Below are 25,084 nucleotides of genomic sequence, written 5' to 3'. Positions count from 1 at the left end.
GTGGGCCCCGGTCAGTCGCGGGCCAGGCCGAACCGCGCCCGCAGGCCCGTCCGCTCGTCGGTGGCCACCGCCGACGTGCCGGTCGTGACCGTCTCGTACACCGACAGGATGTCCGCGCCGACGGTCGACCAGTCGAAGCGGCGGACGTGGGCGCTGCCCCGCTCGCGCAGTTCCTCCCGCCGGTCCGGGTCCCCAAGGAGCCTGACGGCCGCCTCGGCCAGGGCGTCCGCGTCCTCGTTGGCGAAGACCTCGCCGGCCGCGCCCTGGTCGAGGACCTGGACGAAGGCGTCCAGGTCGGAGGCGAGCACGGGGGCGCCGGCCGACATCGCCTCGACGAGGATGATGCCGAAGCTCTCGCCGCCGGTGTTGGGCGCCACGTACAGGTCGACGCTGCGCAGGAAGCGCGCCTTGTCCTCGTCGCTGACCATGCCGAGGAACTCGACGCGGGAGCGCAGCTCCTTCGGCAGGTTCTCGACGGCCGCCTCCTCGTCGCCGCGTCCCGCGATCAGCAGCCGGGCCCCCGGACGGGCGTCGAGGATCTTCGGCAGGGCCTTCATCAGGACCGGGAGTCCCTTGCGGGGCTCGTCGATGCGGCCGATGAAGCCGAGCGTCTCGCCCTGCCACTCGGGGCGCGGCTCGGCCTTGGCGAAGAAGTCGACGTCGACGCCGTTGGGGATGACCACCGCGTCGCCGCCCAGGTGCTCGACCAGCGTGCGCCGGGCGTACTCGCTGACCGCGATCCGCGCGCTGATCTTCTCCAGCGCGGCCTGGAGGATCGCGTACGCGGCGATCATGGCGCGCGAGCGGGGGTTGGACGTGTGGAAGGTGGCCACGATCGGGCCGGAGGCCGCCCAGCAGGTGAGCAGGCCGAGCGAGGGCGACGTCGGCTCGTGGATGTGGACCACGTCGAACTCGCCCTCGTGCAGCCAGCGCCGGACCCGGGCGGCCGACAGGAAGCCGAAGTTCAGCCGGGCCACCGAGCCGTTGTACGGCACCGGCACCGCGCGCCCGGCCGACACGACGTAGGGCGGCAGCGGGGTGTCGTCGTCCGCGGGCGCGAGGACGGAGACCTCGTGGCCGAGGCGGATGAAGTACTCGGCGAGGTCGCGGATGTGGAACTGGACGCCACCGGGCACGTCCCAGGAGTACGGGCAGACGATCCCGATTCTCACGCGGGTCCCTTCGCGGGGTCGAGGTCGGCGAGCCACAGCCGCTGGAGCATGTGCCAGTCCTCCGGATGGTCGGCGATCCCGGTGGCGAAGGCGTCGGCCAGCGCCTGTGTCATGACAGACGTCTTCTCGGCCCGGGTGCCTGACTCGGGCACCTCGATCGCGGGGTGCACCTGGCCCTTCATGACGGGCGAGTCGTCGTACCAGAGGGTGACCGGGAGCAGCAGGGCTCCGGTCTGCTGGGCGAGCAGGGCCGGCCCTGCGGGCATCCGGGCCTTCTCGCCGAAGAAGTCGACCTCCACGCCGGAGGCGGACAGGTCGCGGTCGGCGACCAGGCAGACCAGGCCGCCGTCGCGCAGCCGCCGGGCGAGGGTGCCGAAGGCGGAGCCGCCGTTGTGCGGCAGCACCTCCATACCGAGGCCCTCGCGGTAGGCGACGAAGCGGTCGTACAGCGTCTCGGGCTTGAGCCGCTCGGCGACCGTGGTGAACGGCGTCCGGAGCTTGGTGGTGACCCAGGCGCCGGCCAGGTCCCAGTTGGCCAGGTGCGGCAGCGCGAGTATCACGCCCTGCCCGGAGGCCAGCCCGTCGGTGAGGCGGTGGATGTCCTTGGCGTCGAAGCTTGTGCGCACCCGCTCGGCGCTCCAGGCGGGGAGCCGGAAGGACTCCATCCAGTAGCGCAGGTACGACCGCATGCCCGCGCGCGAGAGCGCGCGCAGGCGCTCGGGTGTCGCGTCGGGCACCACGCGCGCGTAGTTGGCCTCGAGCCGCAGCACGCCCTTGCCGCGCTGCTTCCAGGCGAGGTCGGCGATGGTGCGGCCGAGGCGGACCGCGACGGGTTCGGGGAGCTTCTTCACGGTGCCCCAGCCGACTCCGTAGAGGGTGTCGCTGAGCCGGTCGGCGGCGCTCACGTCGAGGCCCCGCTCCCCCGGGCCGCGTCCTCCCGCGCCCCCGCCTCCGCCTCGGCGGACTCGCGGCGCACGGTGACGACCCGCTGGACCAGTGTGACCAGGCTGCCCACGGCGACGATCCACAGGGCGACCGGCAGCAGCCACTGGATGCCCGGCACACCGAACTTGTGCAGGCCCGCGAAGCCGGCGGCGACCAGCGAGATCACCAGCCGCTCGGCGCGCTCGACGAGCCCGTTGACGGCCACCGGCAGCCCGATCGACTCGCCGCGCGCCTTGGTGTACGACACCACCTGCCCGCTCGCCAGGCAGAAGATGGAGACGGCGCAGAGCACGTTGTCGTCGCCGTTGCCGGCGTACCAGAGCGCGAAACCGCCGAAGATCGCGCCGTCGGCGACCCGGTCCAGGGTGGAGTCGAGGAACGCGCCCCAGCGGCTGGAGCGGCCGAGCTGGCGGGCCATGTTGCCGTCGACCAGGTCCGAGAAGACGAACAGGGTGATCACGACCGTGCCCCAGAAGAACTCGCCCCTGGGGTAGAAGACCAGCGCGCCCGCGACCACACCGGCCGTGCCGATGAGCGTGACCGTGTCGGGGCTGACGCCCCGGCGGATGAGAAACGCGGCGAACGGTGTGAGGACACGCGTGAAGAATGCACGCGCGTACTTGTTCAGCATGGCCTTCCCGAGGGTCGGTGTCGCCGCGGCCCTGGTGGCCTCCGGCTGGCCCATCGTAGCCACGCGCGCGCGTGCGTGGCGGGCGGGCACCCGCAGCCGGTGGCGCGATCCGGTGCGGGCCCGCGCGCACGGGGTGCGCGTGGCGCGATCGGCCCGCCGCGGTGCCCGGGCGACGTCGTTCGTATGGACGCGACGTGACGGGAGTGGAAAGCTCGAAGGACCGCGGGCGTCGCCGGAGCCGCCAGTGCACGCGGTGCCGCGTGTCCGCGCCCACAGTGACCTCACCGTCCACGGGAGGCAGGATCATGGGCGACAAGGCGCAATCACACCCCGGGGCCGCCGGCAGGGCTCTGACGGCCGACCACCCCGCGTCCATACGGAATGTGGTGCTGGTCGGCCACTCCGGTTCGGGCAAGACGACCTTGGTGGAGGCTCTCGCGCTGACCGCGGGGGCCGTGAACCGGGCGGGCCGTGTGGAGGACGGCGGCACCGTATCCGACTACGACGACATCGAGCACCGGCAGCAACGCTCCGTACAGCTCTCCCTGGTGCCGGTCGGCTGGGACGGCATCAAGATCAACGTTCTCGACACCCCCGGGTACGCCGACTTCGTCGGGGAGCTGAGGGCCGGTCTGCGCGCGGCGGACGCGGCCCTCTTCGTCGTCTCCGCCGCGGACGGCGTGGACGGCTCCACGCGCATGGTCTGGGAGGAGTGCCAGGCCGTCGGCATGCCCCGCGCGATCGTCGTCACGCACCTGGAGGCCGCGCGCGCGGACTTCGAGGAGATGACCCGGGTGTGCGCCGAGGCCTTCGGCGCCGACGACCCCGACGCCGTGCTCCCGCTCTACCTGCCGCTGCGCGGCCCGGAGGGCCCCGACGGGCACGCGCCCGTGACCGGCCTCGTCGGGCTGCTCACGCAGAAGGTGTTCGACTACTCGGCCGGGGAGCGCAAGGAATCCGAACCCGGCGAGGACCAGCTCCCGGACATCGAGGACGCCCGCAACCGGCTGATCGAGGGGATCATCGCCGAGAGCGAGGACGAGACCCTCATGGACCGCTACCTGGGCGGTGAGCGGATCGAGCTCAAGACGCTGATCGACGACCTGGAGCGGGCCGTCGCGCGCGGCACCTTCTTCCCCGTCCTCGCGGCCGCCCCCGCCACCGACGGTGGCCGGCAGGGCCTCGGCACCGTCGAGCTGCTGGAGCTGATCACCGGCGGCTTCCCGACCCCGTTCGAGCACCCCATGCCCGGGGTCACCACGATCGACGGCAGGCCGCGCGAGCTGAAGGCCTGCGACATGGAGGGCCCGCTCGTCGCCGAGGTCGTGAAGACCTCCTCCGACCCCTACGTCGGCCGTGTCTCCCTGGTCCGCGTCTTCTCCGGCAGCCTGCGCCCCGACGAGACGGTGCACGTCTCCGGGCACGGCATGGCCGACCGCGGCCACGAGGACCACGACGTCGACGAGAAGATCGGCGCCCTGTCCATGTCCTTCGGCAAACAGCAGCGCCCGGTCACCCACGCGGTCGCCGGCGACCTGGTGTGCGTGGCCAAGCTCGGCCGCGCGGAGACCGGGGACACGCTCTCGGCCAAGGACGACCCGCTCCTGATGGAGCCCTGGCGGATGCCCGACCCGCTGCTGCCGCTCGCCATCCAGGCGCACAGCAAGGCGGACGAGGACAAGCTCTCGCAGGGGCTGTCCCGGCTGGTCGCCGAGGACCCGACGATGCGCCTTGAGCAGAACCAGGACACCCACCAGGTGGTCCTGTGGTGCCTGGGCGAGGCCCACGCGGACGTGGCCCTGGAGCGGCTGCGCAGCCGCTACGGCGTCCAGGTCGACGTCGTGCCGCACAAGGTCTCGCTGCGGGAGACGTTCGCGACGAAGGCCGCCGGGCGCGGCCGGCACGTGAAGCAGTCCGGCGGGCACGGGCAGTACGCGATCTGCGAGATCGAGGTGGAGCCGCTGCCGGGCGGCTCGGGCATCGAGTTCGTCGACAAGGTGGTCGGCGGTGCGGTGCCGCGCCAGTTCATCCCGTCCGTGGAGAAGGGCGTACGGGCGCAGGCGGCCAAGGGGGTGGCCGCCGGCTATCCGCTGGTGGACGTACGGATCACGCTGCTCGACGGCAAGGCGCACTCGGTGGACTCCTCCGACGCGGCCTTCCAGACGGCGGGCGCGCTGGCGCTGCGCGAGGCCGCGGCCGAGACGCGGATCCATCTGCTGGAGCCGGTGGCAGAGGTGACCGTGCTGGTACCGGACGACTACGTGGGCCCGGTGATGAGCGACCTGTCGAGCAGGCGTGGCCGGGTGGTCGGCACCGAACAGGTGGGCGCCGGGCGGACCCTGGTCCGGGCCGAGGTGCCCGAGTTCGAGATCGGCCGCTACGCGATCGACCTGCGCTCCCTGTCGCACGGCACCGCACGCTTCGACCGCGCCTACGCGCGGCACGAACCGATGCCGCCGCAGATCGCCGAACGGATCCGCGAACAGGCGGGCGAGTCCTAGCGGCCGGCGGGGTACGGGACCGACGGGGTTCACCACCGGTGCGCCCCGTGCGCCGGCGGGCGGCTTCGGCCGTCCGCCGACGCGGTGTCAGTTGCTGCGGATACGCTGATCACCTGATCACGTGGTGCCGAAGTCGTGCCGTCCTGGTGCGTCGGCGGTACGACGGACCGGGCGACAGGTGTGCGGAGCGGAGAAGTCGGGAAGTCCGCAGGAGCGACACCGGCGGCGATGGGGGCGGGAATGTCGGTTGGAACGGAGTGGGACGGACCGCAGGTGCCCGTGTCCGGCGACGAGGGACAGGCGGCGACCTTCGCGCTGGCCTCGGCGGCCTACCGGGACAACGTGGTCGAGGACATCAAGAAGACCGACAACGACTGGCACCAGTCCACGGTCAAGGCCGGCCGGTGGAAGCTGGTCCGGCCGAATCTCGGTGAGGCCTTCTCGCGGGCCGTGGTGGACCGCATGCTCGGGCCCGGCCGCAAACCGCTGATCCAGTCCTTCGGCGCCGAGCCCCAGGTCGTCGTGGAGCACTGCATGGCGGCCAACAACATCCGCCGCGAGCGCGACAACCGGCTGTCCACCGTCGTGGCGCTGTGCGGGCTGATGTTCCTGCCGGGGTTCCTCGTCTGGCTGCTCGTCTTCCAGCTGCGCACCTTCGTCGCCCGGCGTGAGGACAAGCGGGCCGGGGCACTCGCCACCGCCCTGCTCACCGGTGTCGGCATACTCGCCGCCCTGTTCCTGCTGAAGATGCCGTTCAGCGGATTCTGGGCGTGGTACGCGCGGGGCTGCGTCGTCGTCCCGGTGCTCGGCTGGTTCTGGGCGAAGCGGATCTGCGAGCAGACGGCGATCGACCTGCGGGCGCGCTGGGACGGACTGCTCTCGGGCAGCAGCGTCGGCGCCAAGGTCCCCGAGGCGGTGCCGCGCGGCCCCGGCGAGACCGCCGCCGAGCAGTTGCGCCAGTCGCTGGCCCGGCTGAGCGCCGAGCAGCAGTCGAACTCGGTCTTCTACGCCGGGCCCAAGGGCATACTCGGCATGGGCACCCGCTGGGGCGCCTGGCAGCTCGCCGAGGACCTGGTGCCCGCCGACCCCGCCCGGGAGATCCACCCCTTCCGCAGCTGGGACGTCGTCCGCGCGATCCACGACCAGCTCCGCATGCTGGAGCGGGGCCCGCTGAACACCGGCGGTTTCCCGCGGCCGTCGATACGGCACTGGATCGTCACGCCGATCGCTGAGAAGGCGACGGCGGTCTCCCGGCCGGGGGGCACGGACGTCGATGCGTTCCAGGTCAAGCAGCACGCCATACAGGACATCTGCAACAAGCAGCAGTTCGGCAGCGGCGACCGGCACTACCTCGGCGTGCAGTGGACCCTGTGGGACGGGCAGCTGGTCATCACCATGCTGATCACGGTGACCGTGCTGCACGAGACGCTGCGCATCGAGGTCACCGGACACGCCCTGGGACCGGTGAACCCGCTGTTCACCTCCAAGCCCGAGGCGCCGTCCAAGGAGGTCGGCAAGTCCTTCAAGCCCTGGGAGACCCGGACGGTGAAGCTGCCGCTGGTCACCGCCGACGAGGTGGTACGGCTCGCCGCGCGCGCCCCGCTGGGCTGGTACCCGCCGCTGCAGAAGTGGCTCGGCGGCTCACTCGTACTGCCGGAGCCGTTCGGTCTGCGGCACGCCTGGGCCGACCAGCCCTGGCGGCACCGCTTCATGGCCGACGACGCCCTGCGCGCGGCGACGCCGGTGCTGCGGGTGGTGCACTCGGCCGCGCTGCGGGTCCTGGAGGAGAACGGCGTGAACATCGAGAAGTTCGGCAACCGCTCGTCCGTCCTCAGCGGCCTGGTCCAGGACGCGTCGCCGCGGAAGGCGGACCTGTACGACGCGTGAGCCTCCGGCGGTTCGGCGGCGGATCGGTGCGAGCCCGCGGGCAGGTCCGGGGGGCTGGCGCCCCCAGGCCCCCGCTTCCGGCTCTGAACGGGCCTCGTCCTCAAGCGCCGGACGGACGCCGGACCGGCTGAGAGAGGAAGGTCAGGCCGTCGGCCAGGCTTCCGCCAGCATCTTCCTGGTGTCGGCGAGGAGCTGTGGCAGCACTCTCGTGTGGCCGACCACCGGCATGAAGTTGGTGTCGCCGCCCCAGCGCGGGACGATGTGCTGGTGCAGGTGGGCCGCGATGCCGGCGCCGGCCACCGTGCCCTGGTTCATGCCGATGTTGAACCCGTGCGCGCCGGAGGCGGTGCGCAGGGCCGTCATCGCCTGCTTGGTCAGCTCGGCCAGTTCGGCGGTCTCCGGCCCGGTCAGCTCGGTGTAGTCGGCGACGTGCCGGTACGGCACCGTCATCAGGTGGCCGCCGTTGTACGGGTAGAGGTTGAGGACGGCGTACACGTGCTCGCCGCGGCGGACGATCAGCCCGTCCTCGTCGGACTTGGCCGGGATCGAGCAGAAGGGGCAGCCGTCGCCGGACCCGGGCCCGGTCGGCTTGTTCTCGCCCTGGATGTAGGCCATCCGGTGGGGAGTCCACAGGCGCTGGAACGCGTCCTGCGTCCCCACTCCGATCTGCTGTTCCGGCTCACTCGTCATGCAAGGCAGCATATGGCTTCGCCCGTTCGCGGCGTGTCGCCGGGGCGGCAGGACGGCGGTGACCGGCCAAGCTTGGCCGGTGGACGACGACAGCCCCGCGACCCGTTGGGAGCAGCGCACCGAGATCCCGCTGTTCCTGGCGTCACTGGTCTTCACAGCCGCCTATGCCACCCGGGTGCTGGCCGTGGGCCTGGCGCCGCACTGGCAGGATCTGTGCCTGTTCGTGATGTTCGCGCTCTGGCTGGTGTTCATCACGGACTACCTGGTGCGCTGGCGGCTCGGCGGGCAGCGCTTCCTGCGCTTCGTCACCACGCACGCCCTGCATTCGGTGGTGGTCGTGCTGCCCCTGCTGCGGCCGTTGCGGATCGTCCCGCTCTACGAGGTGGTCCAGCGCCGGCAGGGAGAGCCGCGGCTGTCGCTGTACGCCCGGGTGATGTCCTACACCAGCATCTCGACCGTGCTGCTCGGCTTCTCCGGCGCGCTCGCGGTCTTCCAGCAGGAACGCGGGGCGCCCGGCGCGACCATCCGGACGTTCGGGGACTCCGTGTGGTGGGCCGCCTCGACCCTGAGCACCGTCGGCTACGGGGACGTCGCTCCGGTGACCACGGGCGGCCGGACGATCGCGGTCGGACTGATGGCCTGCGGGCTGGGGCTGCTCGGCGCGGTGACGGGTTCGTTCTCGTCCTGGCTCATGCAGGTCTTCACGCGCGAGGGCGACGAAAGGCCCCCGAGGAGATGATCCCCGGGGGCCTCGCGCACGCGGCGGGTCAGATCTGCGTCCGCTCCTCCACGACCTTCGCGATCTTGGCGATGGCCTCGTCGAAGGGGATGCCGTTCTCCTGCGAGCCGTCGCGGTAGCGGAAGGACACCGAGTTGTTCGACATGTCCTCGTCGCCCGCGATGACCATGAAGGGCACCTTCTGCTTCTGGGCGTTGCGGATCTTCTTCTGCATGCGGTCCGAAGAGGAGTCGACCTCGACGCGCAGCCCCTTCTTGCGGGCCGTCGCGGCGAACTTCTCCAGGTACTCCACGTGCGCGTCGCCGATCGGGATGCCGAGCGCCTGGACCGGGGCCAGCCACGCCGGGAACGCGCCCGCGTAGTGCTCCAGGAGCACGGCGAAGAACCGCTCGATGGAGCCGAACAGCGCGCGGTGGATCATGACCGGGCGCTGCTTGGAGCCGTCGGGGCCGGTGTACTCCAGGTCGAACCGCTCGGGCAGGTTGAAGTCGAGCTGGATGGTCGACATCTGCCAGGTACGGCCGATCGCGTCCTTGGTCTGGACGGAGATCTTCGGGCCGTAGAAGGCGGCGCCGCCCGGGTCCGGGACCAGGGGCAGACCCTGCTTCTCGGCAACCTGGCGCAGGGTCTCGGTCGCCTCCTCCCAGACCTCGTCGGAGCCGACGAACTTCTCCGGGTCCTTGGTGGACAGCTCCAGGTAGAAGTCGGTCAGGCCGTAGTCGCGCAGCAGGCCGAGGACGAAGGTGAGCGTCTTGTCCAGCTCCTCGGACATCTGCTCACGGGTGCAGTAGATGTGCGCGTCGTCCTGGGTGAAGCCGCGGGCACGGGTCAGCCCGTGCACGACGCCCGACTTCTCGTACCGGTACACGGTCCCGAACTCGAAGAGGCGCAGCGGCAGTTCACGGTACGAGCGGCCGCGCGCGTCGAAGATCAGGTTGTGCATCGGGCAGTTCATGGGCTTGAGGTAGTAGTCCACGCCCTCGTCGAGCTGCATGGGCGGGTACATGCCGTCGGCGTACCAGTCCAGGTGACCCGAGGTCTCGAAGAGCTTCCCCTTGGTCGCGTGCGGGGTGTAGACGAACTCGTAGCCCTCCTCCTCGTGCCGGCGGCGCGAGTAGTCCTCCATCACGCGGCGGACGATGCCGCCCTTGGGGTGGAAGACGGCGAGCCCGGAGCCGATCTGCTCGGGGATGGAGAAGAGGTCCAGCTCGGAACCGAGCTTGCGGTGGTCGCGCTTCTCGGCTTCGGCGAGGAACTCGAGGTGCGCCTTCAGCTCGTCCTTGGACGGCCAGGCGGTGCCGTAGATGCGCTGGAGCATGGGGTTCTTCTCGCTGCCGCGCCAGTAGGCGGCCGCGTTGCGCATCAGCTTGAACGCCGGGATGAGGCGGGTGGAGGGCAGGTGCGGACCCCGGCAGAGGTCCTTCCAGCACAGCTCGCCGGTCTTGGCGTCCAGGTTGTCGTAGATCGTCAGCTCGCCGGCGCCGACCTCGACGTCCGCGCCGTCGTCGTGCGACGCGGAGCCCTTGAGGCCGATCAGCTCCAGCTTGTACGGCTCGTCGGCCAGCTCCTCGCGGGCGGCCTCGTCGGTGACCACGCGGCGGGCGAACTTCTGCCCGCGCTTCTGGATCTCCTGCATCTTCTTCTCGATGGCCTTGAGGTCATCGGGATGGAAGGGCTTCTCGACGTCGAAGTCGTAGTAGAAGCCGTCCTTGACGGGCGGGCCGATGCCCAGCTTGGCCTCGGGGAACAGCTCCTGCACGGCCTGCGCCATGACGTGCGCGGTGGAGTGGCGGAGGATGTTGAGACCGTCCTCGGAGGAGATCTCGACGCCCTCGACCTCGTCGCCGTCGGACAGCTCGTGGCTGAGGTCCCGCAGCTCACCGGCCACGCGCGCGGCGACGATCGAGCGCTCGCCGGCGAAGAGGTCGGCGGCCGTAGTGCCCGTCGTCACCACGCGTTCTTCCCGCTCGGAATCGCGTTGGATGATCACACGGACGTCTGACACCGGTCTCTCCTGACTGAAGGTGGGTGCGGCGCCATACCAGGAGCGCGCGCACAGGCGATCGTACCGACCCGACCGCTCGGACCGCGAAACGGTTACGACCGGTCCCCGTCCCCGTACGCTTCCGCCTCCCCGTCGCCGCACGCCTCCTCGAAGTAGCCGGGGCTCTCCTGGAGGGACTTCATCAGCCGGTCCCGCTCGGCGTCGTCCACCTCCACGGGGACGACCCCGCGGGCGCCGGTGAGCCTGCGGAAGCCGCCCCGGCGCTCCAGCAGGCCCTGCACCCGCACGGGGAGGCCGACGAGGTGGGCGTGCCCGGCGACGCGGTAGTCCTCCTCGTCCAGGGTGACGCGCAGGTGCGGCACCTCGGCCCCGGCGAGCACCCGGAGCCGTACGGTGCCGGCGCCGCGCGGTCCGGAGCGGCGCAGGCGGACCACGGCGCCGGTGATCCGCACCGGCACGGAGGGCTCGCCCCGCAGGTAGCGGAGCCCGGCCGCGTGCAGCGCGGGCAGGTCGCCGGGCGAGAACTCGACGGGTTCGGCGGTGCTGGAACAGCCGTCGGGCACGCCGGGTCCCGGTGCCCAGGCGACGGCGACGCGCGCGCCCTCGGTGCCGCGGACGAGCGCGGTCAGCGCCTCGGTCAGCTCGCGGCTGACGCCCGCCGCCACGGCACCGTCGAAGGCGTCCATGCCACCGGTGGCCCGCTGGTAGTCGATGGCCTCGCGGATCGCGTAGAGGGCCTGGTGGAGGCGGACGGCGAGCGCGCGGCCGGTGGGCACCGGCACGAAGGCGGTGAGCCGGCGGCCCTCGGCGGCGGGACCCACGAGGACGTGTTCCAGGAGGGCGGCGGCGGGCCCGCGGTGTCGGGCGCCGTGGTAGCCGGCCCGGGCGCGGGTGGCGAGCGCGCCCGCGAGCAGCATGCCGCGCGCGGCGGTGCGCAGCTGCTCGTCGGCCGTCCAGGCGGCGGCGCCCGCGGGGCCGCCGGGCACGTCCCGGCACCAGCGGATCTCGTCGCTGGGCACGGTGAGGGAGATCAGCACCTCGCGGGCGGCGGGGGTGGCGCTGCGGGCGAGGGCGTCGAGGGCCTCGCCGAGCAGGTCGTCGCTGTCGGGGAAGGCCCGGCTCTCGGGCACCAGCAGGCTGGTGGTGCCCCCGCCGGGTCCCGGCGGGGTCCAGCGGCCGTAGCGGCCGGGCGCTCCGCCGCGCCGCTGCCAGCCGTGCCGGTGCAGCAGGGCGCCGAGCACGGCGGGGTCGACGTCGGCGGGCTCGGGCGGCCGGTGCCAGGCGAGGTCGTCGGGGTGCGGCCGGACCTGGCGGCCGGGCTCGTCGTACGGACGGATCATGGTCTGCCTCCCGTCCCGACCCGCGTCATGATCTCGCACAGCGCCCGGTCGTCGAAGACCCGCGCGGTCGGTATCCGCACGGTGGTCCGGTGCCGGCCGGTGACCGGGTGGCCGGCCAGGTTGACCCAGTAGCAGCAGTGCCGCAGGTCGAGCCGGTCGTGACTGGCACGCAGCCAGTCGTCCTGGGAGCGCGGGACGAGCATGACGACCAGGATCTTGTGCACCGAGACGGGTGTGCGGGCGAGTTTGCGCAGGTGGTCGTTGTCCAGCGTGAAAGAGAAGAACGGGCCCGGCGGGTTCGGCGCGATCTGGTAGGTGCACTTGAGCTGCACCTTGATGGTGACCTCGTCGTCGACGGTGTGCGCGGGCGCGCTGTGGCTGACGTGCCAGTCGATGCCGTTGTCCGGGAAGGGCTGGGACAGCGAGCAGCCCGCGGCCGCGGCGACCGCGTGCAGATAGCCGACCTGCAGTGTCTCCATGCAGGCGGTGGTGGCGAGTGTGCCGCGAAGGGGGCCCGTGCGTTCGGGCAGCAGCCCGCCCCGCTCGGGCTGCAGAGTGGCCATGACCAACAGCCTTCCGAGCCATGAGTTTCCCCGTGCGGGCCGCTGAACTGCAAAGACCCGTACTCCTGTTGTCTCCTCCCGGCGTACGGCGCAAACGGCCCGGGTATCACCAAACAGGCAGAAGACGGAACGTCACCTGCCCTGGGTGAACGAGGAGTTGTGTGGGGATGACGACCTGGTACGAGGGGCCGCTGGCGGCCTTCGACACGGAGACGACGGGCGTGGACGTCGAGACCGACCGGATCGTGTCGGCCGCCGTCGTCGTCCAGGACGCGCCGGGCACCCGGCCGCGGATCACGCGCTGGCTGGTGAATCCGGGCGTGGCGGTGCCTGAGGCGGCGACGGCGGTACACGGACTGACGGACGAGCACCTGCAGCACCACGGACGCTGGCCGGCGCCCGTGGTGTACGAGATAGCCGAGCAGCTGGCCGAGCACGCGGCGATGGGGCGCCCGCTGGTGGTGATGAACGCGCCCTTCGATCTGACGCTGCTGGACCGGGAGTTGCGCCGGCACCGCGCCTCGTCGCTGGACCGCTGGTTCGAGCGGGCACCGCTGCGGGTGCTGGACCCCCGGGTCCTGGACAAGCATCTGGACCGCTACCGCAAGGGCCGGCGCACGCTGACCGACCTGTGCGCGCACTACGGCGTGACGCTGGAGGGCGCGCACGACGCGGCGGCGGACGCGCTGGCCGCGATGGAGGTCGTGCGGGCCCTGAGCCGGCGGTTCGCGACCCGTCTGGAGCGGCTGTCCCCCGCCGAGTTGCACACACTGCAGGCGAACTGGCACGCGGCGCAGGCGCGCGGGCTGCAGGCGTGGTTCGCGCGCAGCGGCTCGGAGGAGATCGTCAGCACGGAGTGGCCGCTGCGGCCGGAGCTGCCCGCGGCGGCGTGACGGTGGGCGGCGGGGCGGTGACCGGCGGCCCGAGCGGCGGTGGTGCGCCGGAGGCGGGGAAGCGGAAGAGCCGGCCCGCGTGATGCGGACCGGCTCTTCTCCCGGTGGGCGATACTGGGTTCGAACCAGTGACCTCTTCGGTGTGAACGAAGCGCTCTCCCACTGAGCTAATCGCCCGGGAACGCACTGAACAATACAGGTCCCGGCGCCCTTCGTTCAAACCGCTCGCAGGTGCCGCAGCAGTCCGCGCCGTCCGGCCCGCATCATCAGCCGGTGGTTGACGCGGAAGACGGGCCGTCCCGGCACGGCCAGCCGCCGGAGCAGCGGCTTGCGGACGTCGACCTCCTGGTCGTAGCGCGCGAGCGTGCCGGGGCCCCCGGCGGTGACCGTCCAGCGCGCCCAGCCCTCGATGTCACCGGACAGGCCGACCGCCAGGACGCCGGCGGCCGGGTCGCGGCGGGTGGTGCGGGCGGTGAAGGTCATGGCGTACGGCAGCGCTGAGCGGATGGTGAGTATTCCGCTCTCGCCGTCCAGCCGGGTCACCGTGCGCACCTGCGGCCACCAGTGGGGGTAGTCCTCGGGCCGCTCCAGCGCCGCGTAGACCGCGGCGGGCGGGGCGGGCAGGGACCACCGGCTGTGGAAGCGGTAGTGGTTCCAGTCCATGGGGCGAGTGTGCCCGGGCGGACCCGGACGGACCCGGGGTCGTCTGAGTACGGGTACTCATGCGGGCCGCCGTGCGGCGGGTCACACTGCGGGAGCGAGCGCCGCCGCCCGTGCGACGGCGCTCGCCTCACCAGGAATTCCCGCTTGTCGTACTTCCGAAGGAATGTGACGGCGTATTGGAAAACGTCCGGGGATTTCCGCGGCCGCCCTGATCCGGAACCTCTCCCGGCACTTCTTCCCGATGTGCGCGAGAGCCTGGTCGATCTTCCCGGCCCGCGTCTCGGCACTCCCGCCACAGGTAACGGACCGTCACCTTCACCTTTCGGGGATCAGGGCCGCGTCCGCGTCCGGACACGACGACGGCCCATCCGCTGTGGCGGATGGGCCGTCGGTCCGGGTGGGCGATACTGGGTTCGAACCAGTGACCTCTTCGGTGTGAACGAAGCGCTCTCCCACTGAGCTAATCGCCCGGGCGCAGGAAGAACATTACCCCATGTCAGGGGGTGCCCCCGACCACGGGCCGCACCGGGCCCGGGCGCCGGATCACTGGTCCTTGATCTTCCATGGCAGCACGACGCCGAACTTCCACAGGTAGACCCCGACCAGCGCGGCGACGATCACGAGGCCGACCACGGTAAGGGTGATGTTGCGGCGCCGCACCTCGGGGTCGAGCGCCCGCTGGGCGGCCTCGGTGACCTTGCGCTTGGTCCAGCGCAGCACGAGCTGGGCCCAGACGAACTCGGTCGCCCAGATCGCCATGCCGCCGAAGATCACGACCCAGCCGGGTCCGGGCAGCGGCAGCATGACGATGCCGGCGCCGACGACCGCCAGGCCGACCACGAAGACACCGACCTGCCAGCTCAGGTGCAGGGCCCGGCGGGCCTTGACGTACTCGGGCGCACGGGAGCCCAGTCCCCGCCCGGGATCCGTCGTGTCCGACCTCTCCTCGTCCATCCCGTCGACCCCGTCCGCCCTGCCCGACGCCATGGCGAGCTCGCCCGGTTCGTCACTCCCCGTATTCATGCAGACAAACCCTACCGGAGTGAATCAGGCCACCGGAATGGGTGTAGACCTCGTACGAGTTCTCGGCCGGAAGAGTTACGTAAACACACGCAAAACCCTCAGAGGGGTTTACAACGGCACCGTAGGTGGCATGTCGATTTCGCCGACGTGCGAATCCCCGAGCGCACACTGAGCGAAAGGCCCTGGCGCTTATGAACACCACGGTCAGCTGCGAGCTGCACCTGCGCCTCGTTGTGTCGAGCGAGTCCTCCCTGCCTGTCCCCGCAGGCCTGCGGTACGACACGGCCGACCCCTACGCCGTGCACGCCACCTTCCACACCGGAGCCGAGGAGACCGTCGAGTGGGTGTTCGCCCGCGACCTCCTCGCCGAGGGGCTTCACCGGCCCACCGGCACCGGCGACGTCCGCGTCTGGCCATCCCGCAGTCATGGCCAGGGCGTCGTGTGCATCGCGTTGAGCTCCCCGGAGGGGGAAGCACTGCTCGAGGCCCCGGCGCGGGCTCTGGAGTCCTTCCTGAAGCGAACAGACGCCGCCGTGCCCCCCGGCACGGAGCACCGGCACTTCGATCTCGATCAGGAGCTCTCACACATCCTGGCGGAGAGTTAGGCCGCGGCACCACTGAGCCGCCCGGCGCCGTCCACTCGGGGAGACGGCTCGGGCCAAGACAACCGCATAGGGCACGGGCAAGCGCCGTCACCGTGGGTGTCCACGAGACGGCGCCGGCCTGTTGCGCGACCGGCCCGGGCGACGGCCGGGCCCCGGGAACCAGCGGGGCCACGGAGGCGTTGTACCGGCGATCGTCGATGGACGGAACCAGGTGCGGTGGGCGCGATTGTCGCTACCATCGGCCAGCATCGGCGGGCGCCCGCCCGACCCCAGGCCAGGGAGCGAAACGTGCTGATCACCCACGACACCCGGTGCGCGCTGGACACCGTGGTGGATCTGGTGAACACCGCGCCGGAGGACGATGCGGCGGCGGACGGACTGCTGGACGTCACGGCTCTCGCCGATTTCGTGCGAAGCCACAAGATCAGCGACGTCGGCGTGCTGTCGGAGTTCGACCTGTCTGCGGTGCGCAAGATCCGGGGCAGGTTCGCCGGGATCTTCGCCGCCACGGACGCCCGCGCCGCCGCCGGGATGATCAACGAACTGGTCGCCGCGGCCGGAACCACCCCCCGGCTCACGAACCACGACGGCTACGACTGGCACGTGCACTACTTCGCGCCGGGCGCCTCCGTGGCCGACCACCTCGCCGCCGACTGCGGGATGGCGCTGGCCTTCTTCGTCGTGGCCGGGGAGGAGGAGCGGCTGCGGCGCTGTGAGGCGCCGGACTGCCGGCGCGCCTTCGTCGACCTCTCCCGCAACCGCTCGCGTCGCTACTGCGACAGCCGTACCTGCGGGAACCGGCTGCACGTGGCCGCCTACCGGGCGCGGCGCAAGGAAGCCGCGGGCTGATCCACGGGGCGGCGCGCGAGACGACGCCGGTCCCGGCGGGTGACGCCGGGACGGACGTGTACGTCTCACAGCAACAGCAGATCGTGCAGCGCAGCCATGAGGATCAGACACCCGATCACCGCCAGGAAGATCATCAGCGGTGGCTGGGAAAGGGCGAAGAGGCACCCGCGCGGCTCGTCCTTGGGCGGCGCGGCCTCGCTCTGTGACGTGTCCAGCATCTCGCGGCCGATGATGGACCAGGCGGCACCCCGTTGGCGATCACCACGCTCACTGAGTGCCGGTCTTCACCGATTCCGCGTCGGCCAGGTCACCTTGCTTCCGGTTGTGACCGGTTCCAGGTCATATGCCGTGCTTCTTGAGGATGGCCTCGATGTCGCTGAAGTCGTCGGACGAGCCGCTGGAACGCGGTGCGGCCGCCGGCCGCGCCCCCGGGCCCGCTCCCGCGCCGAGCGAGGGCGCCGAGGCCGCCGGGGCCACCGCGTCGGTGCGCCCGCCGCGGGCCGCCTTGCGCTCGGCCCGGGTGCCGCCGCGCCGGCGCTCCACGGCCCGGGTGCCCGCGAACAGCAGCCAGGCCGCGCCCAGCAGGACGAAGCCGGCCCAGGCGGTGGGGCTGAAGGCGGTGTCCGAGAGCCAGCCGACCACTCCGGTCATGACCAGGCCGATCGGCACGAGCGCGTACGCGGCGATCCGCGCGGCCGACAGGAAACGCTTGCGGTAGGCCGCGACCACCGCGATGCCCAGGCCCGCCGCGGAGGCGGCGGAGCAGACGGTCTCGGCAATCATCCGGTCCTCCAGGCGGGCTCGGTCGGTGGGGACGCGAGCGCACGTCAGGGTGCGCTTCGTCCCTTCCATCCTGCACCGCCCGGTCCGCCCGGTGCCATGCTCAGGGCCGAGATCAGGGAGATCTCCGGGTCGCCTCCTCCTGGGGTGCCGGTCCCGATTGGGTCGGCCGCGTCCCGCCTGGAAGACTGGGCCGCATGAGCGACTCCTCCCCCGCCGGCACCGAGGCCCCCGTCCTCGACGTCTGGTGCGAACTCCAGTGCCCCGACTGCCGCAGCGCCCTGGACGACGTCCGCGCCCTGCGTGCCCGTTACGGCGACCGGCTGGAGCTGCGGCTGCGCCACTTCCCGCTGGAGAAGCACAAGCACGCCTTCGCCGCCGCCCAGGCCGCCGAGGAGGCCCTGGAGCAGGGCAAGGGCTGGGAGTACGTGGAGGCGGTGCTGGAGCGGGTCGCCGACCTGGACCGCGGGGGCGAGGACCTGCTGGTCGAGGTCGCCCGTGAACTGGGCCTGGACGCCGAGGAGTTCGACACCGCGCTGATCGACGGCCGGCACATCCTGATCGTCGACGCGGACCAGGCCGAGGGCAAGGCGATCGGCGTGACCGGCACGCCGACCTACGTCATCGGCGGCGAACGCCTGGACGGCGGCAAGAGCCAGGAGGGGCTGCGCGAGCGCATCGAGGAGATCGCCGACCGCCTGCTGGCCGCGGGGGCCTGACCCGGGCGCCCGCGGCAGCGGCCGCGCACCCGGGCCCCGCGGCAGCGGCTTCGCGAACCTACAGCAGCGGCTTCGCGAAGGAGCGGTCCGTCGTGTCGTAGCCGAGCGACTCGTACAGCCGCTCCGCCGGGGTGTTGCCCGCGAACACGTTCAGCCCGAGCACAGGCCGGCCGGCCTCGATCGCCTGGCGCTCCGCCAGCAGCATGAGCGTCCGGCCGTGCCCCCGGCCGCGGTGGGCCCGCTCGGCCTCGACATCGAAGACGAACGCCTTGCCGTCCTGCAGGGCCAGCCAGAGGGTGCCCACCCGCGTCCCCTCGTGCTCCAGGACGCTGATCAGCGTGTCCGCGGTGCCGAGGCCGTCCGGCAGCAGGACCTCCTGGTCCCGCCGGGCCTTGGCCCGGGCCGCGGCCTCGGGCACGCCGAGGGCGATCCAGTGCAGGGCGTACTGCTCGAACCCGTACTCCTGCCAGGCGTCGTACTCGGCCGGATCCATCGGCCGGGCGCGGCTGCCCGGGGGCAGCGCGGGCGGGGTGGTGCCGAGGCACTTCTCCATGCCGCGGTTGCGCGGCCGGTAGCCAAGAGCGGTGACGAGCCGCAACGCGCCCTCCGCCCCGGCGGGTACCACCGCCTCGATGGAGGTGCAGCCCCAGCCCCGTGCCACCTCCTCGGCGGCGAGCGCGGCCACGGTGCCCCGGCCGCGCCGCTGGTCGGGCTCCGCTATCCGCAGGTGCTGGACGCAGGCCACGGAGGGGCCGAGGGAAGGCGAGGTCCGCAGGTGGATCTCGCCGACGGGGCGGCTGTTCACGCACACCTGGTAGCGGCGCGAACGGCTGCCGTCCGCTTGCTGCTGGAGCGGCTCGGTCGGCCGCAGGGTCGTCGTCATCACGGGAGTTCTACCCGCTCGCGGGCCCCAGGTCAGCCGGATTTCCCGCGTCCGTCGGGAGCCCGGGTCACGGGTCCGGGTGAACTGTCCGGATCACGGGTCCAGGTCGTGGCCGGCGTGCTCGGCGAAGATCCGCATGGCCTTGGCGGTCACCGGGCCGGGAGCCGCGGGCAGTTCCGCGGTGTCGATCCGGTGCACGGCCTGGACGTCCCGCAGGGTGGAGGTGAGGAAGACCTCCTCCGCCCGCTCCAGGACGTCGAGCGGCAGGTCGGTCTCCCTGGCGCCGGTCCACTCGACGGTCAGCGCGCGGGTGATGCCCGGGAGGCAGCCGGAGGAGACGGGCGGGGTGTGGATCTCGCCGTCGAGGACGACGAAGACGTTGGAGCCGGTGCCCTCGCAGAGCTGCCCGACCGTGTTGCCGAACAGGGCCTCGGAGGCGTTGTGTTGGTGGGCGCGGGCGAGGGCGACCACGTTCTCGGCGTACGACGTGGTCTTCAGGCCGGTCAGGGCGCCGCGTTCGTTGCGGGTCCAGGGGACCGTGATCACGGCGGTGGTGTCCGGCCGGCGCGCGGTCTCGCCGAGGGCGACCACCAGGGTCGGCCCGTGCTCGCCGCGGTCGGAGCCCAGGGGGCCGTGACCGCCGGTGTAGGTGATGCGCAGCCGGCCCAGGGGCATCGGGTTGGCGTCCAGGACCGCCGCGCAGGCCCGGCGGATCTCGTCGTGGTCGGGGTCGGGCAGCCCCAGGCCGTGGGCCGAGCGGGTCAGCCGCTCCAGGTGGCGGGTGAGCGCGAAGGGCTGCCCGTGGGTGGCCTTCACGGTTTCGAAGACGCCGTCGCCGACCGTGAGGCCGTGGTCGAAGACGGATACCCGGGCGGTCGCGACGTCCCGCAGCCCGCCGTCCAGCCAGATCATCATGAGAGCGCCCCTTCGTCCGTTCCGGCCCCGCCCGCCGCTTCTTCCTCGTACGTCCCCGACGCTACCGCGAGCAGCCTGGACGCCTTCAGCTCGGTCTCCCGCCACTCCCCCTCGGGGTCCGAGCCCCACGTGATGCCGGCACCGGTGCCGAAGCGCAGGGTCGCCGCGCCCGCCTCGCGGTCGATCCAGAAGGTACGGATGCCCACGGCCAGCTCGCCGGTGCCGCGGTCGGCGTCGACCCAGCCGATGCCGCCGCAGTAGGGACCGCGCGGGGCGGTCTCCAGGGCCTCGATGATCCCGAGGGCGCTCGACTTGGGCGCGCCGGTGACCGAGCCGGGCGGGAAGGCCGCGCCGAGCAGGTCGGGCCAGCCGGCGCCGTCCCGCAGCTCGCCGCGCACGGCGGAGACCAGGTGGACCAGGCCGGGGTGCTTCTCGACGGCGCAGAGGTCGGGCACGGTCACGCTGCCGGTGGCGCAGACGCGCCCGATGTCGTTACGGACCAGGTCCACGATCATCACGTTCTCGGCGTAGTCCTTCTCCAGGAGGTCCGCCTCGGTGCGGCCGGTGCCCTTGATGGGGCCGGACTCGACGGTGCGGCCGTGCCGGCGCAGGAACAGCTCGGGCGAGGCGGTGGCGATCTCCACGCCGTGCCCGGACAGCCTGATCGTGCCCGCGTACGGCGCCGGGTTGCCGCGGGCCAGCACGGCGGTCAGCGCGTCCACGTCGGCGTCGGCGTCGACCGGCGCGCTGAGCACGCGGCAGAGGTTGGCCTGGTAGACCTCTCCGGCCGCGATGTGCTCGCGGATCCGGCCGACGGCGGCGGTGTAGGCGGCGCGGTCCAGGGAGGACGTCCAGTCCGCCGTGGCGGGGCCGCGCCAGCCGCCGGGCACCGGGGCGGGCACCGGCTCGTGACGCACCGCGGCGAAGCGGGCGCAGGTCAGCCGGCCCTCGAAGTCCGCGCAGACGGCCCAGAAGCCGGTGGAGTCCAGGGCGGCGGGATCGCTGGTGACGTCGAGCAGGCCGGTGGCCAGCCGGTCGCCGAAGCGGGCGAGCGGCGAGAGCGCGGACGGGCGCCGTGAAGGGTGGTGGAGCACGAGGTCGAGTCTAGGACGGGTGTCCGAAAGGCGGCCCGGGTACGAGCCGCCGGCGGCACCGGGTGCGTCCCCGCGCGGGCGCACCGCAGCACGCTGCGCAAACGCGTTTTTGTGCTGGCCCAGGAATCCGCTAGAGTTCAACACGTCGCCGGGACGCGCAAGCGGACCGAAACGACAGGCGGACGTAGCTCAGTTGGTAGAGCGCAACCTTGCCAAGGTTGAGGTCGCGAGTTCGAGCCTCGTCGTCCGCTCGAAGGAAGAAGGGGTCTTCCCGATCCCCTACACTCCTGGTGGAGTGGCCGAGAGGCGAGGCAACGGCCTGCAAAGCCGTCTACACGGGTTCAAATCCCGTCTCCACCTCCAAGGACGATTAGCTCAGCGGGAGAGCGCTTCCCTGACACGGAAGAGGTCACTGGTTCAATCCCAGTATCGTCCACTGGATCTTCTCCGAGGATCCGAGGGTCTTCTCGAAGATCCGAACCCGCGCGATTAGCTCAGCGGGAGAGCGCTTCCCTGACACGGAAGAGGTCACTGGTTCAATCCCAGTATCGCGCACTGTCTGTGGTCCACGGATCACAGCCCGCGGACGATTAGCTCAGCGGGAGAGCGCTTCCCTGACACGGAAGAGGTCACTGGTTCAATCCCAGTATCGTCCACACATCGAAGAAGCCCCCGGCCGTCCCGAACGGCCGGGGGCTTCTTCGTGCACTCAGCTGGAGAACAGCATGTGGCCGAAGCTCTTGTGGCGGTGGTGGCCGCCGTAGTGACCGCCGTGACCGCCGCCGTGCGGGGCGCCCCAGGCGGGCGCGGACTGGGCGGGGTACGCCTGCGGGGCCGGCGGGGGCGCCGGCTGCACCCACTGGGACTCCAGACGGGTCAGGGCCTCCAGCTCGCCGTAGTCGAGGAAGATCCCCCGGCAGCCGCTGCACTGCTCGATCTGGACGCCGTTGCGGTTGTAGGTCTGCATGGGCGCGTGGCACTTCGGACACTGCATGGTCGGCTCAACTCCTCGCCGTCGGGTCCTGCTTCGTGTTTCCCCAGGACAGACTCCGTCCGGCCCCGGTCGGTTGCACCCTACGCCGGGAATCGGCGCGGCAACTGGTGGGGTACCGAAGTCATTCGGGCACAGGCGTCCACCAGGGCCAACTCCACCTCGTCCAGCGGGCGCCGGGCCGCGGCCGCCTTGGTGAGCGCGCGGGCCGCCGTCTGCACGGTCAGGGCGCGGGCCGGGCCGTCCAGGGCGGCCCACGGGTCGCCGTCCGCGGGTACGGCGGGGCCGCCGGCCTCGCGGTAGGCGGTGAGGAAGCGGGTCCACTCGTCGGGCGGCAGCAGACCGCAGGCGTACCAGGCGGCGGGGCGGGCGAGGTCCCAGGCCGGGTCGCCGAGGCCGAGGTCGTCCACGTCGATCAGCCGCCAGGGGCCGTCGGGTGCCGGGTGGCGGACTAGTTGGCCGAGGTGCAGGTCGCCGTGGCACAGCGCGGGGGTGCCGGGCATGGGGGCCTCGCCGCGGGCCCAGGCGGGGAGGGCGCGCCAGGCCCGCAGCACGGCGGACGCCGCGGGGTGGGGCGCGGTGTCCGGGTCCGTGCGCAGCCGGCCCACCGCCAGGGCGGCCTTCTCGGGGCCCCGCATGGGCGGCAGGCCGCGGGGCGGTGCCGCCCGGTGCAGCCGGGCGAGGAGCGCGGCGGCCGCTTCCCAGGGGGCGGCGTCCGGGTCGTCCGGGTCCACGGGGGCGCCGTACGGCCAGAGAGTCACCAGGCGGTCGTGCACGATGGCCGGCTCGGGGGCGAGCGGGGCGAGGAGGACGTCCGGGAGCCGTGCGGCCGTGGCGAGGCGGCGGGCCAGTCCGGTGGCGTCCGTGCCGGGGGCGTGGGCCTTCGCCACGGCGTCGGCGTGCCGGACGACGGTGGCGTCGGGGCGGTCGGCGAGCAGGGGCGTGACGCAGGAGCAGGGGGTGCCGCCGGGGTCCGGATGGACGGCGGCCGTGAGTCGCGCGGTGAGGGCGGAAAGGATGGCCGTGTGATCGGATCGGCCGGACCGGTCGCGGTGCTCGGATCGGCCTGGTCGGCCGGCGCGGCCGGACCGGTCTGATCGGTCGGGTGGGGCGGCTGGGGCCGGGAAGGCAGCGGGGTCTGGGGTCACGGGAGCCTCGGCAGGGTGGACTGTGAGGGTGAGGGTACTGCCGCGGGTCCGGGCCGGTGCCGGAACAAGGGGGCAGGTGGCGGAGCCGGACCGCGCGGTCGGCCCCGGAAACGGCGCAATGCCGGCGCAGCTCCCCAGCTGCGCCGGCATCCGTGCCGTCCGCCGCACCCCCGTCCCCACGGGGTTTCATGGATGGATGTCCCCGCCCGGACCGCTCTTCCGGGCCTGGGGACGCCGCTCAGCGCCCCAGCATCACACCCACGGACGACGCCTGTGTGGCCACCGTCTCCCAGCCGTCGAAGACGACGAGGAGCAGGGCCGCCAGGGGAAGGGCCATGAGCGTCGCCACCAGCGGGTGGCGGCGGCCCGTGCGGCGGGGGGCGAACGTGGTGCGCCGTGGTGCCGTGTGGGCCATGGTCCCTCTCCTGACCGTTTCTGTTGTCGTCTGCAGCGGCGAGTGCCTGACCTCGGGGGACGAGTGCTGCACCCGCCGCTTGACCTCAAATCTAGGCGCGCGGCGTCCGGCGGGCGTCATGCCGTCGTACCGATTGGCGGGCCTCCCGGAGGATGAGCCGTCAGCGGTCGACTACTCCCCTGGGTGGAGACGGGGTTCCGGGTCTCGGGGTCTTCCCTGAGGGGGCCGCCCGCTGTGCCCCGGCATGTCCGAACCGTCCGGAAGGGCGGTTCGAGTGACTTCGATCACTTCGACCCGGTCCGGGGAGGGTGCCGGGGCCGCGCCGGGGGCGCTGCCGGGCGCCGTGCGCGTGGTCGTCCGCGGGTCCGTCGCGGCGACGACGGGGCACCGGCCCTGGTCGGCGGCTCCGAGATCAACCCACGTGTCACAGACGTGCGTTGGTGCGGCGGCTGCGTCAAGGGCGTCGGTGGTGGCGGCTTCCTGACCGTGCCTCACCTCAGGTGTCCGCCGTGCACAATCCGACCGCACGGGAGGGCGCGGCCTCTGCGCGCAGGCGGCCGTGGAAACGTAAGCTGTGCCACGTCACAGGGACCGGGCAGCGGGGATGAACATGGCGATGATGCGCCTGAGGCGCGAGGACCCGCGCGTCGTCGGCTCGTTCAGGCTTCACCGACGGCTCGGCGCGGGCGGGATGGGCGTGGTCTACCTCGGCTCCGACAAGAAGGGGCAGCGGGTCGCGCTCAAGGTGATCCGGCCCGATCTGGCGGAGGACCAGGAGTTCCGCTCGCGGTTCGCGCGTGAGGTCTCGGCGGCCCGGCGTATCAGGGGCGGGTGCACGGCCCGGCTGGTGGCGGCGGACCTGGAGGCCGAGCGGCCCTGGTTCGCGACGCAGTACGTGCCCGGCCCCTCCCTGCACGACAAGGTCGCCGACGAGGGCCCGCTCGGCGCGGCCGAGGCGGCGGCGGTCGGGGCCGCGCTGTCCGAGGGGCTCGTCGCCGTGCACGAGGCCGGCGTGGTCCACCGGGACCTGAAGCCGTCCAACATCCTGCTGTCCCCCAAGGGGCCGCGGATCATCGACTTCGGCATCGCCTGGGCCACCGGTGCCTCGACGCTCACCCATGTCGGCACCGCGGTCGGCTCCCCCGGCTTCCTCGCCCCCGAGCAGGTGCGCGGCGCCGCGGTCACCCCGGCGACGGACGTGTTCTCGCTCGGCGCCACCCTGGCCTACGCCTCGACCGGCGACTCCCCGTTCGGGCAGGGCAGTTCCGAGGTGATGCTGTACCGCGTGGTGCACGAGGAGCCGCAGCTGTACGGCGTGCCCGATGCGCTCGCCCCGCTGGTCCGGGCCTGTCTGGCCAAGGACCCCGAGGACCGGCCCAGCACGCTCCAACTGTCGCTGCGGCTCAAGGAGATCGCCGCCCGGGAGGCGCACGGCATGACCGACGTACGGCCGCCGGCGCCGCGCTCCGCCGAGGCGGACCGGGTCACCGGACGGCTCGTGGACACCTACCCCGACCAGCAGCGCGTCGACCCGGACCGCTGGCTGCCCGAGCGGGTCACCCCGCAGGCCCGCCAGGCGTTCATGCCGTTCGGCACCGGCGCGCGCAAGTGCATCGGCGACCTGTACGCCCGC

Annotated in this window: 25 protein-coding genes and 7 tRNA genes; 13 read left to right on the top strand and 19 right to left on the bottom strand. The window is 72.4% G+C overall.

What is annotated here, in order from left to right; all coding sequences use genetic code 11:
- Positions 1-11 precede the first annotated feature (11 nt).
- From PV343_RS33640 to pgsA, 3 genes are read right to left on the bottom strand one after another with little or no spacing between them, the layout of a single operon-like run.
- Positions 12-1,172 (bottom strand): glycosyltransferase family 4 protein, encoded by a 1,161-nt coding sequence (locus PV343_RS33640; RefSeq protein WP_319150825.1) that lies wholly within the window; start codon positions 1,170-1,172, stop codon positions 12-14.
- On the bottom strand, positions 1,169-2,077 hold the full coding sequence (locus tag PV343_RS33635; protein ID WP_319150824.1) for a phosphatidylinositol mannoside acyltransferase: 909 nt from the start codon (positions 2,075-2,077) through the stop codon (positions 1,169-1,171). Before PV343_RS33635 ends, PV343_RS33640 begins: the two co-directional genes overlap by 4 nt.
- Positions 2,074-2,802, bottom strand: a complete 729-nt coding sequence (gene pgsA / locus PV343_RS33630) for a phosphatidylinositol phosphate synthase (protein WP_319150867.1) — start codon at positions 2,800-2,802, stop codon at positions 2,074-2,076. Before pgsA ends, PV343_RS33635 begins: the two co-directional genes overlap by 4 nt.
- A gap of 251 nt (positions 2,803-3,053) precedes the next feature.
- Between pgsA and PV343_RS33625 the strand changes: the two genes are divergently transcribed.
- Both PV343_RS33625 and PV343_RS33620 read left to right on the top strand, forming a co-directional pair.
- The gene (locus tag PV343_RS33625) at positions 3,054-5,249 is read left to right on the top strand and encodes an elongation factor G-like protein EF-G2 (protein WP_319150823.1); all 2,196 of its coding nucleotides are present in this window, start codon (positions 3,054-3,056) and stop codon (positions 5,247-5,249) included.
- Positions 5,250-5,489: 240 nt separating this feature from the next.
- The gene (locus PV343_RS33620) at positions 5,490-7,136 is read left to right on the top strand and encodes a hypothetical protein (RefSeq protein ID WP_319150822.1); all 1,647 of its coding nucleotides are present in this window, start codon (positions 5,490-5,492) and stop codon (positions 7,134-7,136) included.
- Between the two features lie 141 nt (positions 7,137-7,277).
- Here PV343_RS33620 and PV343_RS33615 read toward each other — a convergent pair whose 3' ends face one another.
- Positions 7,278-7,838, bottom strand: coding sequence for an HIT family protein (locus PV343_RS33615; RefSeq protein WP_319150821.1), 561 nt, complete (start codon positions 7,836-7,838; stop codon positions 7,278-7,280).
- Positions 7,839-7,905: 67 nt separating this feature from the next.
- Between PV343_RS33615 and PV343_RS33610 the strand changes: the two genes are divergently transcribed.
- Positions 7,906-8,565: a potassium channel family protein gene (locus PV343_RS33610; RefSeq protein WP_319150820.1), complete on the top strand. Its 660-nt coding sequence runs from the start codon at positions 7,906-7,908 to the stop codon at positions 8,563-8,565.
- Positions 8,566-8,593: 28 nt separating this feature from the next.
- Here the strand turns inward: PV343_RS33610 and thrS are convergent, their stop codons facing one another.
- The 3 genes from thrS to PV343_RS33595 all read right to left on the bottom strand — a co-directional run bounded on the left by thrS (position 8,594) and on the right by PV343_RS33595 (position 12,473).
- Complete coding sequence (gene thrS, locus PV343_RS33605; protein WP_319150819.1) at positions 8,594-10,570, bottom strand: threonine--tRNA ligase; 1,977 nt, start codon at positions 10,568-10,570, stop codon at positions 8,594-8,596.
- Positions 10,571-10,662: 92 nt separating this feature from the next.
- Positions 10,663-11,910: a hypothetical protein gene (locus PV343_RS33600; protein ID WP_319150818.1), complete on the bottom strand. Its 1,248-nt coding sequence runs from the start codon at positions 11,908-11,910 to the stop codon at positions 10,663-10,665.
- Complete coding sequence (locus tag PV343_RS33595; RefSeq protein WP_319150817.1) at positions 11,907-12,473, bottom strand: DUF4365 domain-containing protein; 567 nt, start codon at positions 12,471-12,473, stop codon at positions 11,907-11,909. Before PV343_RS33595 ends, PV343_RS33600 begins: the two co-directional genes overlap by 4 nt.
- A 167-nt stretch (positions 12,474-12,640) precedes the next feature.
- On the opposite strand from PV343_RS33595, the gene PV343_RS33590 reads away from it, so the two are divergent.
- The gene (locus PV343_RS33590) at positions 12,641-13,366 is read left to right on the top strand and encodes a 3'-5' exonuclease (RefSeq protein WP_319150816.1); all 726 of its coding nucleotides are present in this window, start codon (positions 12,641-12,643) and stop codon (positions 13,364-13,366) included.
- Positions 13,367-13,471: 105 nt separating this feature from the next.
- Here PV343_RS33590 and PV343_RS33585 read toward each other — a convergent pair.
- The 4 genes from PV343_RS33585 to PV343_RS33570 form a co-directional block, all read right to left on the bottom strand.
- Positions 13,472-13,543: transfer RNA gene (locus PV343_RS33585), tRNA-Val, on the bottom strand.
- 39 nt (positions 13,544-13,582) lie between these two features.
- Positions 13,583-14,029, bottom strand: a complete 447-nt coding sequence (locus tag PV343_RS33580; RefSeq protein WP_319150815.1) for an SRPBCC family protein — start codon at positions 14,027-14,029, stop codon at positions 13,583-13,585.
- Positions 14,030-14,427: 398 nt separating this feature from the next.
- Positions 14,428-14,499 (bottom strand) — tRNA-Val (locus PV343_RS33575).
- Positions 14,500-14,572: 73 nt separating this feature from the next.
- Positions 14,573-15,052 carry a TIGR02611 family protein gene (locus tag PV343_RS33570; RefSeq protein WP_319150814.1) on the bottom strand — a complete coding sequence of 160 codons (480 nt, stop codon included), beginning with the start codon at positions 15,050-15,052 and terminating at the stop codon, positions 14,573-14,575.
- A gap of 191 nt (positions 15,053-15,243) precedes the next feature.
- Here PV343_RS33570 and PV343_RS33565 point away from each other — a divergent pair, with 191 nt between their 5' ends.
- Together PV343_RS33565 and PV343_RS33560 are read left to right on the top strand one after the other, a co-directional pair.
- Positions 15,244-15,657 carry an SsgA family sporulation/cell division regulator gene (locus tag PV343_RS33565; protein WP_004002642.1) on the top strand — a complete coding sequence of 138 codons (414 nt, stop codon included), beginning with the start codon at positions 15,244-15,246 and terminating at the stop codon, positions 15,655-15,657.
- A gap of 288 nt (positions 15,658-15,945) precedes the next feature.
- A complete protein-coding gene (locus tag PV343_RS33560) occupies positions 15,946-16,506 on the top strand; it encodes a CGNR zinc finger domain-containing protein (RefSeq protein WP_319150813.1) in 561 nt (186 codons plus the stop codon).
- 65 nt (positions 16,507-16,571) lie between these two features.
- Here PV343_RS33560 and PV343_RS33555 read toward each other — a convergent pair whose 3' ends face one another.
- Positions 16,572-16,724 (bottom strand): hypothetical protein, encoded by a 153-nt coding sequence (locus PV343_RS33555; protein ID WP_020938891.1) that lies wholly within the window; start codon positions 16,722-16,724, stop codon positions 16,572-16,574.
- Positions 16,725-16,845: 121 nt separating this feature from the next.
- Positions 16,846-17,289 (bottom strand): hypothetical protein, encoded by a 444-nt coding sequence (locus PV343_RS33550; protein WP_319150811.1) that lies wholly within the window; start codon positions 17,287-17,289, stop codon positions 16,846-16,848.
- A 194-nt stretch (positions 17,290-17,483) separates the two neighbouring features.
- Here PV343_RS33550 and PV343_RS33545 point away from each other — a divergent pair, with 194 nt between their 5' ends.
- Positions 17,484-18,005, top strand: coding sequence for a DsbA family protein (locus tag PV343_RS33545; protein WP_319150810.1), 522 nt, complete (start codon positions 17,484-17,486; stop codon positions 18,003-18,005).
- Positions 18,006-18,063: 58 nt separating this feature from the next.
- On the opposite strand, the gene PV343_RS33540 is transcribed toward PV343_RS33545, so the two are convergent.
- The 3 genes from PV343_RS33540 to PV343_RS33530 form a co-directional block, all read right to left on the bottom strand.
- The gene (locus PV343_RS33540) at positions 18,064-18,888 is read right to left on the bottom strand and encodes a GNAT family N-acetyltransferase (protein ID WP_319150809.1); all 825 of its coding nucleotides are present in this window, start codon (positions 18,886-18,888) and stop codon (positions 18,064-18,066) included.
- Between the two features lie 93 nt (positions 18,889-18,981).
- Positions 18,982-19,803, bottom strand: coding sequence for an aminodeoxychorismate lyase (locus PV343_RS33535; RefSeq protein WP_319150808.1), 822 nt, complete (start codon positions 19,801-19,803; stop codon positions 18,982-18,984).
- The gene (locus PV343_RS33530; protein WP_319150807.1) at positions 19,800-20,897 is read right to left on the bottom strand and encodes a chorismate-binding protein; all 1,098 of its coding nucleotides are present in this window, start codon (positions 20,895-20,897) and stop codon (positions 19,800-19,802) included. The genes PV343_RS33535 and PV343_RS33530 overlap by 4 nt, the downstream gene beginning before the upstream one ends.
- Positions 20,898-21,075: 178 nt before the next feature.
- On the opposite strand from PV343_RS33530, the gene PV343_RS33525 reads away from it, so the two are divergent.
- The 5 genes from PV343_RS33525 to PV343_RS33505 all read left to right on the top strand — a co-directional run bounded on the left by PV343_RS33525 (position 21,076) and on the right by PV343_RS33505 (position 21,553).
- Positions 21,076-21,148, top strand: a tRNA-Gly gene (locus PV343_RS33525).
- A gap of 38 nt (positions 21,149-21,186) precedes the next feature.
- A tRNA-Cys gene (locus PV343_RS33520) sits at positions 21,187-21,260 on the top strand.
- A gap of 1 nt (position 21,261) precedes the next feature.
- Positions 21,262-21,333: transfer RNA gene (locus PV343_RS33515), tRNA-Val, on the top strand.
- 47 nt (positions 21,334-21,380) lie between these two features.
- Positions 21,381-21,452, top strand: a tRNA-Val gene (locus PV343_RS33510).
- Between the two features lie 29 nt (positions 21,453-21,481).
- Positions 21,482-21,553 (top strand) — tRNA-Val (locus tag PV343_RS33505).
- 53 nt (positions 21,554-21,606) lie between these two features.
- Here PV343_RS33505 and PV343_RS33500 read toward each other — a convergent pair.
- The 3 genes from PV343_RS33500 to PV343_RS33490 form a co-directional block, all read right to left on the bottom strand.
- Positions 21,607-21,891: a zf-TFIIB domain-containing protein gene (locus tag PV343_RS33500; RefSeq protein ID WP_319150806.1), complete on the bottom strand. Its 285-nt coding sequence runs from the start codon at positions 21,889-21,891 to the stop codon at positions 21,607-21,609.
- Between the two features lie 80 nt (positions 21,892-21,971).
- Positions 21,972-22,907 carry a phosphotransferase family protein gene (locus tag PV343_RS33495; RefSeq protein WP_319150866.1) on the bottom strand — a complete coding sequence of 312 codons (936 nt, stop codon included), beginning with the start codon at positions 22,905-22,907 and terminating at the stop codon, positions 21,972-21,974.
- A 367-nt stretch (positions 22,908-23,274) separates the two neighbouring features.
- Positions 23,275-23,451, bottom strand: a complete 177-nt coding sequence (locus PV343_RS33490; protein ID WP_020938899.1) for a hypothetical protein — start codon at positions 23,449-23,451, stop codon at positions 23,275-23,277.
- A 604-nt stretch (positions 23,452-24,055) separates the two neighbouring features.
- Here PV343_RS33490 and PV343_RS33485 point away from each other — a divergent pair.
- The coding region (locus PV343_RS33485; protein WP_319150805.1) for a serine/threonine-protein kinase at positions 24,056-25,084 on the top strand (1,029 nt) is incomplete at its 3' end.

It is taken from the genome of Streptomyces sp. WI03-4A, from assembly GCF_033792105.1.
Taxonomy (GTDB): Bacteria; Actinomycetota; Actinomycetes; order Streptomycetales; family Streptomycetaceae; genus Streptomyces; species Streptomyces collinus_A.
Note: the sequence above shows the minus strand (reverse complement) of the source record. Positions and strands in the feature narration are given on the sequence as shown.

Coding starts and splice junctions, on each gene's coding strand:
- PV343_RS33555 (WP_020938891.1), bottom strand. CDS start 16,724: ATGCTGGACACGTCACAGAGCGAGGCCGCGCCGCCCAAGGACGAGCCG.
- PV343_RS33540 (WP_319150809.1), bottom strand. CDS start 18,888: ATGACGACGACCCTGCGGCCGACCGAGCCGCTCCAGCAGCAAGCGGAC.
- PV343_RS33570 (WP_319150814.1), bottom strand. CDS start 15,052: ATGAATACGGGGAGTGACGAACCGGGCGAGCTCGCCATGGCGTCGGGC.
- PV343_RS33500 (WP_319150806.1), bottom strand. CDS start 21,891: ATGCAGTGTCCGAAGTGCCACGCGCCCATGCAGACCTACAACCGCAAC.
- PV343_RS33565 (WP_004002642.1), top strand. CDS start 15,244: ATGAACACCACGGTCAGCTGCGAGCTGCACCTGCGCCTCGTTGTGTCG.
- PV343_RS33595 (WP_319150817.1), bottom strand. CDS start 12,473: ATGGCCACTCTGCAGCCCGAGCGGGGCGGGCTGCTGCCCGAACGCACG.
- PV343_RS33550 (WP_319150811.1), bottom strand. CDS start 17,289: ATGATTGCCGAGACCGTCTGCTCCGCCGCCTCCGCGGCGGGCCTGGGC.
- PV343_RS33625 (WP_319150823.1), top strand. CDS start 3,054: ATGGGCGACAAGGCGCAATCACACCCCGGGGCCGCCGGCAGGGCTCTG.
- PV343_RS33580 (WP_319150815.1), bottom strand. CDS start 14,029: ATGGACTGGAACCACTACCGCTTCCACAGCCGGTGGTCCCTGCCCGCC.
- PV343_RS33535 (WP_319150808.1), bottom strand. CDS start 19,803: ATGATGATCTGGCTGGACGGCGGGCTGCGGGACGTCGCGACCGCCCGG.
- pgsA (WP_319150867.1), bottom strand. CDS start 2,802: ATGGGCCAGCCGGAGGCCACCAGGGCCGCGGCGACACCGACCCTCGGG.
- PV343_RS33600 (WP_319150818.1), bottom strand. CDS start 11,910: ATGATCCGTCCGTACGACGAGCCCGGCCGCCAGGTCCGGCCGCACCCC.
- PV343_RS33490 (WP_020938899.1), bottom strand. CDS start 23,451: ATGGCCCACACGGCACCACGGCGCACCACGTTCGCCCCCCGCCGCACG.
- PV343_RS33615 (WP_319150821.1), bottom strand. CDS start 7,838: ATGCTGCCTTGCATGACGAGTGAGCCGGAACAGCAGATCGGAGTGGGG.
- PV343_RS33590 (WP_319150816.1), top strand. CDS start 12,641: ATGACGACCTGGTACGAGGGGCCGCTGGCGGCCTTCGACACGGAGACG.
- PV343_RS33545 (WP_319150810.1), top strand. CDS start 17,484: ATGAGCGACTCCTCCCCCGCCGGCACCGAGGCCCCCGTCCTCGACGTC.
- PV343_RS33620 (WP_319150822.1), top strand. CDS start 5,490: ATGTCGGTTGGAACGGAGTGGGACGGACCGCAGGTGCCCGTGTCCGGC.